This window comes from Planctomycetaceae bacterium (assembly GCA_041398785.1).
Classification (GTDB): Bacteria; Planctomycetota; Planctomycetia; order Planctomycetales; family Planctomycetaceae; genus JAWKUA01.
This window is the reverse complement of sequence record JAWKUA010000004.1, coordinates 43,849-63,119: the sequence shown is the minus strand read 5'-3', so window position 1 is coordinate 63,119 and position 19,271 is coordinate 43,849. Positions and strand designations below refer to the sequence as shown.

The window sequence follows — 19,271 nt, the reverse complement described above, 5'->3', positions numbered from 1 at the left end:
GTCTTGAGTGGTATTCGCTAACGACCGGCTTTCGCACGAAGTTCGGCGATCTGCTCCAGTCGTTCCTGTTTCTTCTCGTCACTGAAAAATCGCGTCAGCGAATCCTGCATCTTATTGCACAGTCGGGTGACATCGCGCTCCTGACTTCGATTCCGTTTTTCCCGGGCTTCGTTCAGAGCCGGAACACGTCGCAGACTGAGTTGTTCCAGAAAGTATTCCCGGCCCGGTATTTCCGCCAGAGCTTTCAGGTGTCGTTCCATTTCAACCGCGTTTCCGGCCTCCGCCGCTTTGGAAGCCATGCTGAAATACACCTCGCGCAGGGCCACGGCGTCGACCAATTCATCCTGCAGCAACTGCAGTTCTCCTTCCAGGCTCAGACGAATCGAATCGTCGGGCAGCTCGATCACATCGGTGGGCAGCATTCCGGGAGCGTACGGCACGCGAGCCAGCAGAATGCCGCCGCTGTAAACGTAGATCCAGAACGTCGGGAATTCCGGATGCCGGAAGATCTCGACTTCGCCGTTGCGATCACTCAGCAGCCGAACCTGTTCGGCCTGGTCCTGATCGGTGTATCGCAGCTTGAATGCCAGCGCCGTGCGCTGGCTGACGAGCGGTCTGTCGGGCCGGGTTCTCAGAACGATCTTCACGCGGCTGCTTCCCGCGGCAGGTCGCTGCCGCAGTGCCATCTGTTCGGTCCGCCGGGCACGGCCGCCAAACGGGACCAGCGACGCGTGCGAAATCAGTACTCCGGTCACCATTCCGCGGGCAATCTCGTTGTCGACACCGGTGACTCGAATATAGGTCAGCGGCAATGCCTTCAGCGCCTTCAGCTTCGAGGGATCGCGCCGGTCCATTTCTCGCAGGAACGGGCGCAGGACATCGTCGATGACGATCTGTTCCGCCGACGGATCCGGCGCGGGAAATTCGCCGGCCTGCACTTCCAGCTCCACGAACTCGTTACCGTCAGCGTCCTGAAACCGGCGAAAAAACATCAGCGTCGGACGAAACGAATCCCGGATCAGTCGTGCCGCGACGGCGGGTATGGACCGTTCGTCAAACGTGATGTCCGTTCGGATCGGCGTCAGTTCCTGCGATCTGGAATCGTATTCGCGGCACGCGACTGTGTAGGAGTTTTGGATTGCGGAAACCGTGACAAGAAAGGCTTTGTGGACTTCCGTTTCCGGATATCGAACCAGCGAATTGCCGGGTTCCGGAGCTTCGCGGATCAGGTCCGTCAACTGTAGTCGCTTCAGTTGATCCGGCGTTCCCGGCTGCAGCCACGTATTGATTTCGAAGCTGGCATTCCACATCGGACCGTACATCCGCCGGACGGCGTCGGCCGTTGCCTTCAGGACATGTTCCCGGTTCAGCACCGCCAGTCGCGAATCGCCGGAAAACGCCATCGAGACAGTGACCTGGTACGGCCGCTGGCGGATCGGCAGCAGTTCTTCCGGCGTTTCCGCGGCGACTTCCGCTGTCTCGTCGCTGACGGGTGATTCCGTTTCCAGTGCCGCTTGAACTGATACCGGCACAAACGCAATGGCGAACAGCAAGACCACAGACGACATTTGCGAAACCCGGCGATCCGGAAGTGACAGTTCGGACCGGTCAGCCAGGGAAATGCGACTCACGGCTGTCGGCGAAATCAGTGCGGCCGCCGCGTCCGCGCGAAGTTGTTCTGAGTGCGTCATTGTCACGGTTTCACCGCCCATCGTTCCACGTCCTGATAGGTGGTTACCGGCCGCGTCTCAAACCCGTTCACATTTCGTCGAAACGCGATGAAGTCGTCGACTTCCCACAGCGGAATCAGAAATGCCTGCGCGGCGATGTGCCGGTGAATCTGAAACAGCTTTTCCTGAGCATCCGTAAAACTGGTGACGTAGTCCAGGTTGATCAATTCCTGCCGCATCCAGTCGGGGTACGCAGACAGTCGGTTGACGTCGAACGTGTCATCCGAAGTCAGCAGGGGCCACAGATCCAGTACCGGCTCCTTCAGGCAAACGACACGGTACATCATGTCCCAGCCGTCATCCGCGATCGTTTCTCCGGGTTTATCGGCTGGAATGAGTTCGACTTCGATACCGATTTTTGACCAGACGGAAACCATCTTCGCCGCGGCCTGCAGCGCTGTCTGTTCCGGCACACACAGCATCTTCAGTTTCGGCAGTTTGATGTGTGCGGCAACGGCTTTGATTTCCTCACCATGGACACTGCGGAATTCCAGTTCGTCCCAATCCTGCTTTTCCTGCAGAGCCCTGGCTTTGGCCTCCGCGATGAATTTCAGCTTGTCGGGAATCCGCAGCGATTCCTCCGCGGCGAACTTCAGAGCAAACGCCAGCCGGATGTTGTATTCGGGAGGCGCGACCAGCGGACTGGTGGCGTAACTTTGTGAATGCCACGCGGCGCCCGACACACGACCGTACTTGCCTTCCGGATCTCGAAGGATGATGTTCTTCAGCAGGCTGTCACGGTTGATGGATAGCGACAACGAACGCCGAAGCTGAGTGCTGTGCGTCGTCTTTGACAGCGGGTTGAACACGATTACGTGGTTTCTCGGCAGAGCGTATTGCTGCACGAAGGCTTTACCGGATGCCTGAAACGCGTCGACTTCCCATGGTTCCAGATGCGGCAGCACGTCAACGTCGCCGCGTCGAAACGCCTGAATCTGTTCGTGCCGGGTATCAAACCGCTGCTCCACGATTTCCGCGACGTGGTATTGCTGAATGGTCAGGCCGTCCGGTTCGGGAATTCTGCGCTGGTACGCGCGGTGGCTTTCGCTTTCTTCAGTCAGCACGAATCGCGACGACAGCGTCCGGGGTTTGGCAGCGGGATTGCTGCGTTCGTCCTCCGGAATCCCGACGATCGGAAATCGAAACATTGCCTCGATGTTCAGCGGAACGCGCGAAAACTCCACGGCCAGCTCCGTGGGCGACCGCACGGAGAATTCTTTGACAAACGACGCCATGCGGGGACTGTACGAAGGCAACTCCGGATTCAGCAGATCGCTGAGCGTGTCGGCGATCTGGTTGGCGGAAAGAATCGGCTGAGACTGCCAATAGGGTCGCGTCGCTCGCAGGGAAAACACAACCTGGCGGCCCAGATCGGCGGGCTCCCATTTTTCAAAATAGTCCGACTGAAAATACGTCAACTCTCCGGCGGATTCCGGTTCCAGCAGCGAAACTTCCGTCAGCTCCCGATCGCGCAACCCGGCGTCCAGCGGAACGGGGGAAATGACGCCGGCATTCGCCAGCCGTGGCACTGCCACGCGAATGACCTGATGTCGGGCGAGGATCGTTGAATAGGCCGCCAGCATGTTGCCGGTGGGAGACCAGATTCGATCCGCTTCGCGCGCGCTGTCAGCGGCCTGCCTGAACCTGCGCTGATCCGCCAGGCTGATGGCTTCAGTCATCAGACGTGCGGATCGCTGCTGCAACTGGTCCGTCCATTTCGTGGCCACTTCATGATCGGGAAAATGATTCTTCAGGCGGGAAATCAGGTGGCGTGCCTGTGAGAAATCGTCCGCTGCAACAGCTTCGCCGACCGACAGATCCACAATAGTCCCGAACTGTTCTTTCAACTGCGGATTGTTGATGTTTCGCGTGGCGAGTTCATCCAGCAGTGCCAGCGCGGCGTAATTGTTCCCCTTCGCTTTCTGCAACTCGGCTTCGCGCAGCAGGAGCGATTCGAATCGCGGAATCGCCTTTTCCCAGCCGGGAGCCGCCAGTTCCACAAGCCGCAGCAGTTCGTAAGCCGTCCGAACGTCACCTTCTTCAAGCAACCGGTCTGTTCGGTGCAGCATCAGGTCTTCGAAGTTAATGACCTGAGCAATCTGCCCCGCAGGCAGCCGATAGAGTTCCCTGTCGTTGAACAGTTCCAGTTCCAGATACCGCAGTTCTTCCCGCCGATTGTTGCGTGCGACACGTTCTTCCTGCGTCTGCGGGTTGGCCGCTTCAAGCGTTTTGATTTCCTCGGCTCGCTTCTGCATCGTATCCGGCCGCGGCCACAGCGGCTGAACAACAAGCACACCATCGTTGCCGAGCACGACCCAGTCGAAGATCTTGTCGTCATTGAACCGCTGAATCAGCTCGTCGGCTGACGGCAGCGTCATGGATTCAAGTTTTGGAAGCTCCGATTGCTCGGGCCGTGCGTTCTGAGCTGGCGGATCGTCCTGTGCGAAGGCACTGCGATCCGGCACAAGTGTCAGTGCGACCAAGGCAACCAGCAGCCGCGTCAAAATGCCGTGCCGCAGAATGCGCGCGTGGAACGGGCCGCACGGAGAACATCGAAGGCTGAGGGGTCGTTTGTCGGAAGTCATCAATGGCAGCCAACTATTTCAGGAAGCCTTCAATGGAATAGAGACTGCCGTCGATGGCGATGACAACCAGTGACGGGTCGATCGCCAGCGGCCCCTGCTGAATCGCCTGGCCCAGTGACATCGTCTTCGCCGTCGCGTTGCCGTCAGCGTCGAGCACGGCGACGATTCCGTCGGAACGGGCCGCAACAAATCCACCGGCACCGTCCGGCACGGGTGTTCCCGCAAGATACGCTGAGTCCGTCTGCAGGAAACCCGTCTGCTGCAGCGACGGATCCAGCGAATACACCTTCACACCCTTGCCGGCCACATTCACGAATATCCGATTGCCTGCAACAAACGCGGAATGCGACGGCACGCCCTGCAGGTCAGCTTCGCCGAGCACTTCCAGCGTTCCGGCCTGCATCAGCAGAAGCCTTCCGTCGGCGGTCGCCACGACCAGCAGGTTTCCGGCGGGAGTGGGAGCAACCTCCACGGGGTGATCCATTCGCGTCACGCTGACTTCGGCCAGTTGCGGCGGCGACGTTCGGAATTCCGCTTTGACGAACTGGTTTTCCGAATTCACCGCCAGAACCTGCGTGTCACCAAGTGCGACAAGCGACTTCCACGATGCCTGCTGGTTCAGCGTCTGCGACGCGCGGTAGTCCTGGACACTGCCGCCTTTCCGGGCGGTCATGTGCAATCGGCCGGGAAGTGCGACGACAACTCCTTCCGCCAGCGACGCCGGCTGTGTCTCCGGAGCTGCGGGAAGCGGCCACTTCTGTTCAAGCTGGCCGGTACCGCTGAAGGTCCACAGCGCCGGTTCGGCACCGCCGCAGTATGCGGCCAGGCGACCATCGGTCAGCCGCAGTCCGCCGACGGGATCCTCCAGCTTGTCAGGCAAACGAAAATTGCTGGTCGACTCAAGAACGAAGCCGCCGGTGGCAAGTTCCGGCAGCGGAATGCGGAACAGCTCACCGAAATCGCTGACCGCCAGCATCGACTGCGACGTTGACGACGGACCGACGGCAACCAGATTCGCGCCGATCACGGTTCGCCAGAGTCCAGTCATGCGTTCCCGGTCAACGCGCGTGAAGAACATCGACGACGAATACGGCTCGCTGGTTGTTACGAACACACTGTCGTCCAGGAACTGCATCTCTCGGAGGTGCAGTCCCTCAGCGACCGCTTCTGTGTTATCCAGCAGCAAGGCATTGGTCTGCACACTGAAGCGTCGCAGAGCCTGGCTGGCGAGCCACAACTGCCCGCCGGGTCCGGCCAGCAGATACATCGGAGAAATGCCCGCGTTTTCAATCTGATTCGTGCCGATTCGGCCCAGCGGAGCAGCATCCGGATCATCGGTGACTCGAAACGCGGAGACGCGCTGCGGCGACGACGGCACGAACAACTTGTCTCCCCGCAGCAGGCAGTGGTCGCGCACCTGGCCGGCGACGCTGTCTTGTGCCCGAACGGTCAGCCGCGATGTCTGCGGATCCATCGCCAGAACTCGCAGCCGGCAATCGTCAACAGTGTCGTTGTCACACAGCAGGTACAGGCCGCCAAGCGTCAGCACCGGTGCTTCCACACTTCCCGGGCGATGAGGAATGTAGGAAACCGCAACACATTCCAGCGGCGACAGGCTAAGCGTGTAGACCAGTGCCTGGTCGCCGGGAATCACAAGGAACCGTTCATCGGAACTCAGGGCAGGCGGACCAATCACGGGTTGCGTGAAGTTGACAACCGACACAGCTCGACCGCTGTCCGCGGAAATCTGCCAGAGTCTGCCTCCCTGAGTTGTGATGTAAATCTGCTGCTGGAAAATCAGCGGATCGCCGTTCGGCACGTCCGGCATGGACTGGTGCCACAGAACACTACCGTCCTGCCGAGACAGCATCACCAGTTCGCGGCTGCCGGTGTGATAGATCAGCAGTCCAGGAACGGATGCGGCAACCGTCTGCGGCGCGAATGGGGCGTTGGCACCGACGACTCGCTTCCACCGCGGTTCCCCCGTTTCGGCGTCCAGGCCGTAACAACTGTCGACGCCCAGCGCGAACACCATTCGGCCCTGGGAGACCTGGTCGACAGTGGCCTGAGTTCTGAGAGTCAGCGAAACGGAGCTGAGGCCTGAACCCGGCAGTTCGGTGGTCTCGGCATCCCGACCGGCCGCTTCCCGTGTGATCAACTGCTGCTCGCCTTCGAGGATTTTCGTCAGCACTGCCTGCACGTCGCTGTCGTCATTCAGAACTTCGTACTGGTCGATCAGTGCCTGCCGAGCGGCCAGCGCGTCGATGGTGTTTCCGGAATCAATCTTTGCATTGATGTCCGCGAGGGCTCCTTCCAGCACTGTCTGCTTCAGAATCTCGGACTCCGCGCTGCGCTGCAGTCGAGTCAGGGCATCTTCCGTGTCTTTCGGAATGCCTCCGTCCGGAGCAAACCGGTTCAGAATTGCGGTCGCCGCGATGCTGTCGTCGAGCGGCTGACGCTTCTTGGTTTTGGCAGCGGAGACGGCTCCGGTTCGTGCCAGAATTTCCGCATACCGCCGAACGTTGTCTTTCTCTTCGCGAAAGGCTTCAAAGTCACGGCACACGTTCACGAACTGTTCAAGCTGCGCGACGCCTTCATGGATACCATCGGGCGTCAGGCTGGAACTGGCGGTATATTGCTGGACGCGAGCCTTGTGAAGTCCGATCCGCGCAACTTCGGCGCTGCTGCTGTTGGGGAAGTCCACAAGAAACTGTTCGAACTTCTTGTCGGCCTCCTGATAGCTTTGCCCGTCGAGAGCCGCCTGGGCGGCTTCCAGCGAACGGCTTTCGCTCGTATAACGAATCAGCACATAGAAGACGAGTGCTGCAATCGCCAGCACGCCGATGGAGATCCCCAGGCCGACGACAAACGGAGACCGTGCGATCTGCTCTTCACCGGGCCGTTCGGCACCACCGGTCAGCCGATCGCTGAACCGGGAAGCGGCGCCGCGAGCAAGCTGCCGCCGGCCCTTTTCCTCCGCTTCGCGCAGTTCTTCGGCCACTTCGGCGTCTTCCACGTCGTCGTATTCGTCGACCTCGTCGTAGTCTTCCGTTGGCACGGTCTTGTGTTCCGCCCGTTGTAAAGGATTTCAGTGGCTGAGTCCGTCCGCTGTCGCGCTGCAAGAATCAGCGGACTTCCTTAATCAGTGTCTTGACGACAAATCCGACGCTGGTTGCCGCATCGACAACCATGATGCGCGTTCCGTGGTTGGAATCTGGATCCACCTGCAGCCGCAGTTCCAGACCGCCGGTCGTATCCTTGGCATCCCGCAGCATTTCATGAACCTCCGTGTACGTCGTTCCCTGACGGTCATCCATAAACACAATGTTGTCCGGGCCGATTTCGGCGGTCAGGGAATCTTCCGGCGGAGTTTCAACCGGCTGAGTCGACACGCCTTCGTCCTTGCTGGCGGGCAGCATGTCGAATTTCTTTTGCAGATTAAACGCAGCCGTGATCATGAAAAAAATCAGCAGCAGAAATGTCACATCGACCATCGGCGTCAGATCCATTTCTTCAAAGTCCGGGGTATGGCGATGAATGGGAATGTCATCGTCATCTTCCTCCTCCCACGACGGCAGACTGACCCAGGGAAGGGTGTCTTTCGGAACCGGCGACCGGCGCCGGCGGCCGACATCGGGTGAGAGTGGTTCCGCAACAACCGTGGCGCCGAGTGGAATATCGGTTCCCAGATCATAGTTGCCGCGGCGTCCGGACGGCGTTCGGCTGGCCGGCGAATCGCTTTTCTGTTTGATCGCCTTGTGTTCACCGCTGGCGGATACATCGCCGCCGCGGGCGTCGGCGGCGGCACGATCCAATTCATCCAGCCGGGGCAGCCGGATCAGGTCCAGTGACCGGCCCTGTTTCAGAGCAGTAATCAATTCCTTTAAATCCGCGGCAACGTCAGCCGCCGACTGATACCGCAGCGACCGGCGCTTGGCCATCATGCGATGCACGACGCGACACAGCACCTTCGGAACAGTGCGATTGACTTCGTTCAGAGGCGGAGGCTGCGTGTTCAGGTGCTGAACGGCAATCGCCATCGGGTTGGCACCGGTGAACGGCGTCTTGCCGCTGAGAATCTGATAACAGGTGACGCCGAAGGAATAAATGTCCGACCGCGGGTCGAGTTCCTTGCCCTGCACCTGCTCCGGACTCATGTACAGCGGAGTTCCCAGCGTCATGCCTTCCCGCGTCAGGTGCCCGTCATCGGAACTGTCGTGAAGCTGTGCCAGACCGAAGTCAGCGACCTTCACTTCACCTTTCTTCGTAACGAGTATGTTTTCGGGCTTGATGTCCCGATGCACGATCCCCGCCTGCCCGGAGGCCTTCAGCGCCGCCGCCACCTGGCGAATCACATGCATCGCCGACGGAAGATCGGGAGCGCCCTTGTTCTTCAGGATCGCGGAAAGATTCTTCCCCTGAACAAATTCCTGCGCGATGTAGTGGTAGCCATCCTGTTCGCCGATCGTATAGACCTGAACGATGTTTGTGTGATTCAATCCGGCGGCCATCATCGCTTCCTGCTTGAAGCGGGCCAGCATCGCTTCTCCGGAAGTCGCGATCAGCGACGGTTTCATGACCTTGACGGCCACGTATCGCTGCAGCGACGTCTGTTCGGCAAGATACACATCAGCCATACCGCCGCTGCCGATATGCCTCAGCAGGTGGAATTCGCCGAATGTCTTGTCTACCAGATCCGACATGAACACTCCCGAACGCCACCGGCGTTCATCGCAGCTTGGTTACTTCTTGTCTCGAACGGCAAAGCTGTACGTGATTTTTCCTTCGTCCACTTCATTGATGACGCCCTCGACTTCTCCGATGAATCCGGAACGAACGTCGCGTTCCGCATAGATCATCAGCTTCAGTCCGACGTCGGGAGGAGCCAGCGGGGCTCGCTGCATCAGTTCGTTCTGCAGTTCATCAAGCGTCGTCGTCCTGCCGTCCACCAGAATTTCACTGTCGCCGCCCGGAGTCTTCGGAGCCAGCACGGTCACTTCCAGAAACGACGCGGCGTTCGCGTTATCGCCGGTCTGCGCCGGGGGAATGTCCTTGTCGGGAGTTCCCTGCATGGTGGACGTGACCATAAAGAAGATCAGCAGCAGAAACGTGACATCAATCATGGGAGTGATATCCAGTTCCGCCTCGGCGATCTTCTTTTTGCGATGCCAACCGCCACCCTCGTGGAACACTGCTATTTCTCCGGAATTGCTGCCTCTGGCACGAACTTCCGCGCCGCTGATGTCACCCGCGACTTCTGACCTGCGCGGCTTCCAGGTCATCCACAAACGTCCCCACGTGTTCCTGCACGGAATCCTGCAGTCTGGAGATCCGAACCTGGACCATCGCGCCGAGAATCACCAGCGGAATTGCAATCGCCAGCCCGGCCGCCGTCGTGAACAGAGCGAAGCTGATGTCGGATGCCAGTTCCGACGGTTTAACGCCCGATTCCCCGGTACCGGCGATCTTTTTGAATGCCGTGATCATCCCGGTGACTGTTCCCAGCAGTCCCAGCATCGGCGCTGCCTTCACCATCGTGTTGACCCACGACAATCGAGCATCCAGGTCGGACACGATCTCCCGCTCGAAATACTCGCCGATGATCTGCTTGATTTTCTTCACCGGTTTATTTCGGTTGTCGACGGCAACATACACCAGTTGAGGAACGGCTCTGGCCCATAGTTCCGGGCTGTCGCAGATTTCCTTGACACCGTCGAAGTCGTTCTGATCCAGGCGTTCACCCACGTCGTCGATGAACGTATTGGCAGCATTCCGGCTGGGAAAGCTTTTCTGCTGAACTCGCCGCCAGAGAACGACAATGCAATAAAGGCCGAAACCTGCCGCCAGCGCCAGGGCTGCGTAGATGGCGTTTCCGAAGAAATCCAGCAGCGGAGTGAAATTGATCTGAGCAAGCGCCGCTGCATTCGGAGCAGCCTCCGACAGGCACATCAGTTCCATAGCGATTTGGACCTTTCTTTCCGAATTCCTGTCAATGACTGCACACTCAACATGCCCCGGGCTAACCGCAGGTCAATACCCGATAACGATACGACCGCCACGCCAGCCATGTGTCGCACGCCGCATTTCGCCAACCGTGGTCTTTCGCGGGCTCGGCCGAGCCGCGCCGGGTCACGCGGAATCCCGGCCGTCAGCAGCGCCTGACGGACGCGTGCCGCGAATCCTTTGCCCTTTCGGAACGGCACTACCGACGCTTTTGATTTGTGACTTCAAACTTAAACCCGTCGCCGTCGCGCGCGACATCGAAATACGTTCGACGGATCTGATCCGGCCGCAGGTTTGCATAATCGTGTTCAAGACGCGCCAGTATCTCCTCAGTTTCCCGTGGATAGAAATGAAGAATGATGCCGGAACTCACGTCCGTGATTCCGGCCAGAGTCAGCAGGTCAATGTCGGCCTTCACCCGTTCACCGCCAGCCTGCCAATTCATGAACAGCCGCTGCTCACTGGCACTGATCCGTGCATTGCGAACGACCGGCGTGGTACTGAAATTCCTGACATAGACGATCCGGCCGTCCCGAAACGCGACACCCAGTTCGATGTTGAAGAAATCCAACTGCCGCGCGTACGACTTCAGGTCACTCTTGTCGGCGAACTGCACAAACCAGCGTTGTTCGCGAGGCGTGCCGCCGGTCAGTCCGGCTCCGGTTCCCAGCGGCTTTCCGGTTCCTTCCGCGCTGCCCGGATTGCCGCCTCCCGTCGGGTCCGTGTATTCATTCGGCGCGACAAGTTCGGCGGCTGTTTCGGAAACTGTGATGACCTGTTCCAGCACCTGTTCCAACTGCATTTCCTGTTGATCGTTGGACAGCGACGGGTCATCGGAAGGATCTTCGGGCGACTCAACGTGCAGCGTTTCGTCCGGATTGCCGTCTTCGTAACCGCCGTCACCGGGCAGTTGCATCGGGTTCAGCGGTGTGTTAGAGGGAAGCAGGTTGCTGAGCCAGATGGCAACCAGGATCGCCACGAATGCCACCAGCGCCAGCAGGACCGAAATCAGCGCCGCTGTCGCAAGGTCGTAGCGTGTTTCTCCCATCACGGGAACGCGCCCGGCCACGCGCCGCGCCGCTCTGCCCGGTACAGTCACAGACACCCACCTTGCCTCGCACCATGCCCTGAGGGGGGGGGGGATCAACAAACTCCGTAACTTCTACGGAGGCAACAGTTTCCATAATGACGGGTGAGCCGCCGAGAGTCTCCGGGACGATGCTATCGCCGCGACACTGCGGGTGTCAACGAATTGGACTTCACCGCATGTCGATGCCGGGAAAGTATACCGTGACATCAGTCCGGCAGCGATCGCTCGAACTGCAACCACGCGGAACCGAGATACTTTAGCACGTCGGAAGCGATCAGACCTCGCCGCGACAGTTCGACAGCGGCAAGGTCCGCCGCAAACCCGTGGATGTAAACCGCCAGACAGGCCGCAGCAAACGCGGGTATTCCCTGTCCCAACTGAGCCGCCAGCAACCCGGTCAGCACGTCCCCGCAACCGCCGGTCCCCATGCCTTCGTTTCCCGTCGAATTGATATACACCCGCTGTCCGTCCGTGACGACTGTCCCGGCCCCTTTGAGTACGACGATCGCGTTTGCCCGGCGAGCAAACTCCACGGCGGCACCTTCGCGATCCGCGTTCACTTCGGAAATCGAAAGCCCCGACATGCGAGAAAACTCTCCCGGATGCGGTGTCAACACGCGCGCCGGCAGGTCCGATGCCGGAGTCGGATCATTCTGGCCGGACCAGACTCCGTGTTCCGCCGCAAGGTTGAGTGCATCCGCGTCGACCACGACCGGGCACGGAGCATCGTTCATCACGGACAACACGATATTGGCGGCATGATGAGATCTGCCCAGGCCAGGACCGATGGCGACGGCATCCCGGCCTTCAACAATCGACGTCACCTGGCCGGGAGGCACCGCGCTCAGCAGGCCGCCGGAAGAGCAGGGCAGACCAATCGTCAGGTAGCTCGGTTCGAATCCCGCGACAAGCGACTGTATCGACTCCGGCACCGCGGCATACACCAGTCCCGCGCCGCCGCGAAGTGCTGCCGTCGCCGCCAGACATGCCGCACCGCTCATTCCGATCGAACCGGCGATCACCAGCACCTTGCCGAACGTTCCCTTGTGCCCGTCGGTCGGCCGATCCGGAATCACGATGTCTGAAATCAGGATCCGCTGAACTGAGTCCATCACGATGCTTTCCGTTTAATATCCATTCACCGCGGATTATTCTGCCACTGAATCAGACACCCACCGTCTTGACAAACCGCGTCGAGTGATCCGAAGCAGGATGCGAACGACCTCGCCGGTTCGCGCCATCCAACGCATTGCGATACCTCACACATGGCGACATGCAGAATACAGGAATGTGTTAAAGCGATCGGCAGATGAGAATTTACCAATGCAGAGCCGTAATTGCTTCACCCTCCCGTTTCAACGGGAGGGTCGCCGGTCGAATGCCGTTCAGGCGTTCGATCGCGGGGAGGGGACGCACGGGGAGCTCCCGATGCGCGGCCACCCTCCCCTCGTTTGATCGCCTGAACTGCGATCAAAATTCGACCCTCCCGTCAAAACGGGAGGGTGTATTCTCATCTGCCGCAGGTCTAAGCAATCGGTTCACCATGCAGCAGCTTGGAGATGCGCCGCCCGCTGTAACGACGAACTCCGGTGGCACAGCCGTCCGGAAAAACCAGCGCCGCGGACTTGCGTCGGTTCTGGCGATCGTGGTGGTCGGCATCGCCGTCACGTTCGCCGTTTTTCATCAGCGGCACGAAGCCGAACAGGCATTTATCGAAAACGTCTCGACACTTCAGCCGGGATCAACTCGCGAACAGGTCCAGGCCGTGCTGGGCGTTCCGGAATGGACAGGTACGCAGACCGGTTTCCCGTTTGGAAGCAACTTCATCGATGCATCCCATCCTCTGGCACCGACTGACGAGACTGCTCGCAATTACACGCTGTGCGTTTGGAGTGCCGGAGCCGAAAAAGCCACCGTGGTGTTTGATGAGTCGGAAACCGCCAGAGTGCGCTGGCTGCACTTTCGACGGCGGCCGGGCTACGCATTCTGGAGATTGATGGATCGGCTGAAGCGGCTGTTCTGACGACATCCGTTTCGTGAGTCACTTCCCGGAGTCTCCGAAAAGGGCCGCCTTCATCCCCGGCGCGGGCGCGTTCGCTTGTTTGTCCCAGTAGTGGAATCCGGCCTTCCAGTCCCACATGCTCCATCCCAGCCCCAGTTTTTCGGCGGTCAGACGGAAATCCCGGTAAAACGCCGCGCGGTCTTCGGCACGAGCCGTCGCGATGGCACCGAATTCACCCACGTAGATCGGACGACGATGCTCGCGTCCCCACGCGGCAGCTTCCTCCAGCGACGGCTGAAACGCGGGAACGCCGGCCGTCTGAGTTTCCACGCTGCGGTTGTAGGACTCTACCTGCCGCCGAATCCAGTCCGGCACATTGTCCGGAGCACGGACCCTGCGTTTTCCGGGTTCCGGATATGCGACGTCACGAATGTCGGCCATGCCGTCCGTCCAGGTGGCTCCCTGATGAGTAAACAGAAACGGATCGTAACAATGGACGGTCACCGCAGTTCGGTCATCGTCCGGCACAACCAGATTCTTCAACCCCCGCACGCCGTTCCATTCGTCGGGCCCGACGATGATCAGGTGCCGCGCATCAATCCGGCGGATTCGTTTGACAGCCTCCGCCAGAACATCGTTCATCACGGCGGCGCCGGCGGTGGAATGTGGTTCGTTCAGAATCTCGAAGGCAACCGTCAGCGGACGGTCTCGAAACCGCGTGGCGAGCTGTTCCCAGATCTTCATCAGCTTCTCCCGCTGACTCGCCGGGTTTGAGATGAACTCGTCGAAGTGATGAACGTTGATGACGATCGCCAGACCGTGCTTTTCGGCAAGGCTCACCTGCTCCTCCACGCGCTTGAAAAACGCCGGCTTGATCGTGAATTCCGGAGCCGGTCCGGTGTAATGCTGCCACGCGGTCGGAAGGCGAACGTGGTCGAAGCCCTGTTCCGCGACAAGGCGATAGTCGACATCGTTCGTCGAATTATCCCCCCAGTTCTGATCGGGAGGCACTTCCAGAAAGTTGCCGAAGTTGACACCGTGCTGAAACGACTTCATCAGCTCAAACGCAGCCGCATTTTCGGCTGTGGTCTCGGCGGCGGCACCTGAAGCCGGTACGCTGGACGTCTGAGCGTTCATCCGCGCCGCGACAGCGAACAGCAGCGTCGCCAACACGAAATGCGAGCGGAAATGTCGGATTGGCAACAGTCGCGGCATCACGCGATTCTCCGGTTCTGAAGTACTGTCGAATTGCATCTTGCGGCCCGCGTTACAAATATATGAATCCGCTCGCGAAAGCGATTCATCCGTCGAATCCTCCCAGGAGAATACTCGTGAAATTGCTTGTGCAAGGTTTGTGTGCCGGACTTCTGACTGCCGGAATCGTGTCGGCTCAGGAATGGAAAAGCGGTGTCGAATGGCAGGAACCTCCCGTCGTGACACCCGGAACCAGCGATAACCTGCCCCCGTCCGACGCGACGGTGCTGTTCGACGGCTCTGACCTGTCCGCGTGGGAAGGCGGTGAAAAGTGGCTGGTCGAAGATGGCGTCGCAATTCCGCGCGAAGGCGAAATCCGCACGAAACAGACCTTCGGCGACATCCAGCTGCACGTCGAATGGGCGGCCCCCACCGAAATCCGCGGCTCCGGCCAGGGTCGAGGCAACAGCGGTGTCTTCCTGATGGGACTGTTCGAAGTGCAGGTGCTGGATTCGTACGAAAACGAAACCTACTTCGACGGCCAGGCCGCCTCGATCTATAAGCAGACGCCGCCGATGGCAAACGCCATGCGTAAGCCCGGCGAATGGAACAACTACGACATTTTCTTTACGGCTCCGAAGTTCCGAACCAACGGCGACCTGCAGACTCCGGCGTTCGTGACCGTTCTGCACAACGGAGTCCTGGTGCTGAACCACTTCGAAATCATGGGCCCGACAAGCTACATCCAGGCGCCGCATTACTCGGCAATTCCCGAAACCGGACCGATCTCACTGCAGTTCCACGGCGACCCGGTCAGGTTCCGAAACATCTGGGTTCGAGATCTGAGACCAGCCGTCGGCAAACGCGTGAGCGCCCCGTTCAACATCAAGCCATACGCTCCACCAAAGCCGGAAGCGGCTGACGACGACGACGACGACGACGACGACGACGACGATGACGATGACGATGACGATGACGATGCGGGCGACGACGAATGAAGCATGCCGTTCGCGACGAACTGCGCGGCGTTCTGGTCTTTGTCGGAACCGTGTGGGCCGTGTTCCTGGCAGACTTTGTCATCCCCGGTGACCTGAACCGGTTTGGCATCTTGCCGCGCACGGTCTCCGGATTGCCCGGCGTCGTTGCGATGCCGTTCCTGCACGCTGGCTGGGGGCACTTGCTGAGCAACACGATTCCGCTGATCGTGCTGCTGTGTCTGCTGGCCGGTTCGCGCGCGAATTCAGCAGCGGTTGTTATCGGGATTGTGCTGCTCGGCGGCGCGCTGCTGTGGCTGTTTGGCCGCGGCGATCGCGTTCACGTCGGAGCCAGCGGTCTGATTTACGGGCTGATCGCGTTTCTGCTCGTCGCCGGTTTCCGCGAACGCCGCTTCGTCCCGCTGGCAGTCGCGGTCATCGTCGGTTTTCTCTACGGCGGCACGTTGCTGGCCGGCGTGCTGCCGACGGTCGGACCCGGAATCTCGTGGGACGGACATCTGCTGGGAGCAGTCGCCGGCGCGGTTGTCGCCACCGCGACAGTGAGACCACAACGCCACGAATTCGTACGCGCTTGACCCGCTGTCGCGGATCCGTGCCCTGGGCAAAGTGCCCTGACGTGTGGCACTGGCTGTGCCAGTGCGTCCACGCTGCGAAAACCACGGGCAAATCCAGCGACACACAAGTCATCGATTCAGTGCTGGCCAGGCACCAGGCAGTCAGCTTCAAACGGCCTGGTCTGCGACGACAGTGTGAACGAGCGGCGTCGCTGTCTCACGGCGAATCCGCTGGGACGGCATTGAGCAACCCCAGTTGCCAGGGAATTTCGCCGTACTGTTTTCCTTCGCGGTCCCGAGCACTCACTCCCTGAAACAGAAACTGCAGATTCGACGGATCAACTTCCAGACGCTGATCGGCACCGGTTCGAATCAGTTCGCCGTGGCTGATCGCGGCCGTCCAGCCGTCACCGGGCTGAGTCACATTCTTCAGCGACGCGAACGCGTTCTCTTTCGTCGCGGCCAGAGGCTGCCAGTCACCATCCAGTCGGTCCGCGACGTACGCCTTGAAGTAACGGAAACCGTGGCCATGTTCGCATTCAACAATCGTCAGGTACTGATCGAGTCCCTTCAGGCGGTAGGTGTGAGACGCTTCGAAGATGTCTCCGTTAATCGCAAGTTGGGGTTCTGACCAGCCAAACGGAACTGGTCCAGCGGAGTTTCCCGTCGCCACATATTCCCGTCTAGCGTCGTGTAGAACAGGTGAGCCAAGCTGTCATCGCAGATCACCCAGAAATCGAGCCCCGACTTCGGCCCGGTTGCATCGAGATTGAGCATCGGCTGCAGCTTTGACCAGGACTTCGGATCGCCGATCGTTTCCGTCGTCGAAAACGCCGGACGGTAAGGTCGCTCACCCCACGCTTCGTTCGATGCCTGGCAGATCAAATACCACTTCCGGTGAGGCTCAAACCAGAACACCTGCGGCGCGCAGAAGTAACCGTCATGCATTGGCAGGACGTGACGCTCGGCGGCTTCCGCGTCGTTCCAATCAGCGAAGGACATGTAGACGATTGCATGGCTGCGATCGGAACCTCGCACGGTGACAAACAAATGCCACGTGCCATCGTGCTTAACGATGGAAGGATCCTTCACCGCATGCCACGGCCACCCGTCCACGGCCCGAGCCGTCAGCAGGGGCTCACTGGCCCGCCATTGGAAGGTTGCGACCTGGCTCGTCAGCTTTCAAAGTGTAAGTTGCCTGAGCCGCGGCAATCAGGATCAGAACGTGTACGCGATGACGGGTGAAGACATGGCTTTCAGTGTCCGGCAGAGTCGTTGCTCGCGATCAGCGCGCTTATTCGAGGTACTCGGCGGCAGAACCGCCTTCGCGTGCTGAAAGCGACACAGTCTGTTCTGAGTCACCATCTCCAGCCGGGCGGAAATGGCTTCCGGAACATGTCGACGCAATACTATTTGCAGATTCGGTTCCATCTGTCAGCTTCTCGATGTCGGCAAGATCACGGTATCGTCCGGCGATTCTCTTCATGGCGATCAGTCCCTCGCGAGAAACGACGCTGCACTCCATGTCCTCCAGCGTCACACGAATGCGACTATCCCAGACATCTGAAGTCCGGGCGAGACAATAATCAAGTCGAGAGAAATCATTGAGTTTCGATGGCTTTGGATGCCCGCCAGATATCCATCGCCATCGGAGTTTTCGCCTTGAACGGCATTAGCCCGCTGGGAATCAGAACCCTTTTGTTTCGGCGATCTTCAGCACTTGTTCGCGTTCAGACTCGGGAATCAGGAAATCAATGTCCTGAGTTGCTCGTGGACGCCGTGCATCGCCATCGCCAGGCCACCGCACAAAGCATACTCAACTCCGGCGTGATTCAACGCTGAGCGAGTTGCTTCATTTCTTCAACCAGGTCCATGAGTCGTGCCTAATTCATACAGCTCTCGAAACCAATGCACGAACGGTGCTGCATATTCGGAATTCGGGTTGAGAATTCTCGGCTGAACGGCCGCGTGCAACTGCTGTCGAGGTTCATCCTGCCATGCGACCACGTGTGGATTTCGGCTTTGTCGCGATGGGCGCTTGAAGTTCGCACCGTGTTCCGTCGCCGTGACACGCTTCTGAAGCGAATTTTCGAAGCGGGTTCGTTTCGTGATCAGGCACCAGGAATGTCAGAAGGTCTCCAGCATTCCGTGTGACTGATTGTCGGCATGATCAGACTGCCGAGACGCTGACCGCGATCGTTGACAGCGATCAGGCGGTTGTGGGAAAGTCGACTGAAGAAGTCCGAACAAATGGGGCGGGCTTTTCCCACTTGTTCGCGGCGTTGTGATCAGCGTCGGGATGATGCCGAAGTACTTCGTCGTCGGATCTTTGAAACGAATCGCCAGCTTCTTTCTGTCGAGCAGATTCTCTTTGCCGCCCTGTCTTCAATCGCCGAGAAATTCACGAACTCCCGTGCGGCCCGTCTGTTCCCACTGAAAGCCATTGGCCTCGATCAACTCCGGGATCGTTCGGTTCAGTCGCCTCAACGAACAATTTGCGAGGATTATCGGCTCTGGTCACGTCACCGAACCTCTATTCCGGCTTCAGCGGCGGCAACGATCAGCTTCGGGATACGGCACCGAATGATCCGCCTTCAATGCGTGAATCATCACTTCGCTGTTTTCGAATACGCCATGGTGTGCGATGTCGCGAGGCTCTCGGCAGTCGCTGTGAGTTGTGGCGAAGACCTGAACGTTCAACTTCTGCGACTCGCTGCATATGAGTCGCCATCTATCCAGCACTGTGTGATGCAATCCCGTATCAATCTCATCGACTAAAGAACTGGCCTCTCGCGAGAAAATGAAGTGCGAGTCCAAGAAGTCGCCAAACACCGTCCCCCAAGCTGCCAATGGGAACCGGCTCATCGGCATCCTCCAGACCTACAATAATTCCGCGGCTGCCTTCACCGACATGACGCGATGCTTCCCCAACGGTTGCAATGGCTTTGATTCGGGGTTCAACGATCCGGATGGCATCCAGAATCAATTTCTCTTCCGCACGGAGCTTGAACTGATCCAGTCCAAATGCAACACCCTTCGGCGACAGACCGGAAGTCGCCACGAATCGCGGCACAGACGGGTGATTTCTGGATCCCAACTGAGTCCGGCCAAGTCTCAT

The 19,271-nt window shown here is 59.3% G+C and carries 15 protein-coding genes; 4 read left to right on the top strand and 11 right to left on the bottom strand.

Annotation, left to right across the window (positions count from 1 at the left end):
• Positions 1-17: 17 nt before the first annotated feature.
• The 8 genes from R3C19_05850 to R3C19_05815 all read right to left on the bottom strand — a co-directional run bounded on the left by R3C19_05850 (position 18) and on the right by R3C19_05815 (position 12,520).
• Positions 18-1,712, bottom strand: a complete 1,695-nt coding sequence (locus R3C19_05850) for a hypothetical protein (GenBank protein MEZ6059866.1) — start codon at positions 1,710-1,712, stop codon at positions 18-20.
• Positions 1,694-4,108, bottom strand: coding sequence for an ABC transporter substrate-binding protein (locus tag R3C19_05845; GenBank protein MEZ6059865.1), 2,415 nt, complete (start codon positions 4,106-4,108; stop codon positions 1,694-1,696). Before R3C19_05845 ends, R3C19_05850 begins: the two co-directional genes overlap by 19 nt.
• A gap of 220 nt (positions 4,109-4,328) precedes the next feature.
• A complete protein-coding gene (locus tag R3C19_05840; GenBank protein MEZ6059864.1) occupies positions 4,329-7,373 on the bottom strand; it encodes a PQQ-binding-like beta-propeller repeat protein in 3,045 nt (1,014 codons plus the stop codon).
• A 67-nt stretch (positions 7,374-7,440) separates the two neighbouring features.
• Positions 7,441-9,018 (bottom strand): protein kinase, encoded by a 1,578-nt coding sequence (locus R3C19_05835; GenBank protein MEZ6059863.1) that lies wholly within the window; start codon positions 9,016-9,018, stop codon positions 7,441-7,443.
• A gap of 39 nt (positions 9,019-9,057) precedes the next feature.
• Positions 9,058-9,507, bottom strand: a complete 450-nt coding sequence (locus tag R3C19_05830; GenBank protein ID MEZ6059862.1) for a biopolymer transporter ExbD — start codon at positions 9,505-9,507, stop codon at positions 9,058-9,060.
• A 52-nt stretch (positions 9,508-9,559) separates the two neighbouring features.
• The gene (locus R3C19_05825) at positions 9,560-10,273 is read right to left on the bottom strand and encodes a MotA/TolQ/ExbB proton channel family protein (GenBank protein MEZ6059861.1); all 714 of its coding nucleotides are present in this window, start codon (positions 10,271-10,273) and stop codon (positions 9,560-9,562) included.
• Positions 10,274-10,517: 244 nt separating this feature from the next.
• Positions 10,518-11,423 (bottom strand): hypothetical protein, encoded by a 906-nt coding sequence (locus R3C19_05820; protein ID MEZ6059860.1) that lies wholly within the window; start codon positions 11,421-11,423, stop codon positions 10,518-10,520.
• 191 nt (positions 11,424-11,614) lie between these two features.
• Complete coding sequence (locus R3C19_05815) at positions 11,615-12,520, bottom strand: NAD(P)H-hydrate dehydratase (GenBank protein ID MEZ6059859.1); 906 nt, start codon at positions 12,518-12,520, stop codon at positions 11,615-11,617.
• Between the two features lie 431 nt (positions 12,521-12,951).
• Between R3C19_05815 and R3C19_05810 the strand changes: the two genes are divergently transcribed.
• On the top strand, positions 12,952-13,431 hold the full coding sequence (locus R3C19_05810) for a hypothetical protein (protein ID MEZ6059858.1): 480 nt from the start codon (positions 12,952-12,954) through the stop codon (positions 13,429-13,431).
• 18 nt (positions 13,432-13,449) lie between these two features.
• Here the strand turns inward: R3C19_05810 and R3C19_05805 are convergent, their stop codons facing one another.
• Entirely contained in the window at positions 13,450-14,625 is a 1,176-nt protein-coding gene (locus R3C19_05805; GenBank protein ID MEZ6059857.1) for a glycoside hydrolase family 5 protein, read from the bottom strand.
• Positions 14,626-14,741: 116 nt separating this feature from the next.
• On the opposite strand from R3C19_05805, the gene R3C19_05800 reads away from it, so the two are divergent.
• Both R3C19_05800 and R3C19_05795 read left to right on the top strand, forming a co-directional pair.
• Positions 14,742-15,602 (top strand): DUF1080 domain-containing protein, encoded by an 861-nt coding sequence (locus R3C19_05800; protein MEZ6059856.1) that lies wholly within the window; start codon positions 14,742-14,744, stop codon positions 15,600-15,602.
• A complete protein-coding gene (locus tag R3C19_05795) occupies positions 15,599-16,174 on the top strand; it encodes a rhomboid family intramembrane serine protease (GenBank protein MEZ6059855.1) in 576 nt (191 codons plus the stop codon). Before R3C19_05800 ends, R3C19_05795 begins: the two co-directional genes overlap by 4 nt.
• Before the next feature lie 196 nt (positions 16,175-16,370).
• Here the strand turns inward: R3C19_05795 and R3C19_05790 are convergent, their stop codons facing one another.
• Complete coding sequence (locus R3C19_05790) at positions 16,371-16,826, bottom strand: non-reducing end alpha-L-arabinofuranosidase family hydrolase (protein ID MEZ6059854.1); 456 nt, start codon at positions 16,824-16,826, stop codon at positions 16,371-16,373.
• Between the two features lie 1,577 nt (positions 16,827-18,403).
• Here R3C19_05790 and R3C19_05785 point away from each other — a divergent pair.
• A complete protein-coding gene (locus R3C19_05785) occupies positions 18,404-18,931 on the top strand; it encodes a hypothetical protein (GenBank protein ID MEZ6059853.1) in 528 nt (175 codons plus the stop codon).
• Here the strand turns inward: R3C19_05785 and R3C19_05780 are convergent.
• Positions 18,921-19,214, bottom strand: a complete 294-nt coding sequence (locus R3C19_05780; protein MEZ6059852.1) for a hypothetical protein — start codon at positions 19,212-19,214, stop codon at positions 18,921-18,923. The genes R3C19_05785 and R3C19_05780 overlap by 11 nt on opposite strands.
• Positions 19,215-19,271: the final 57 nt, after the last annotated feature.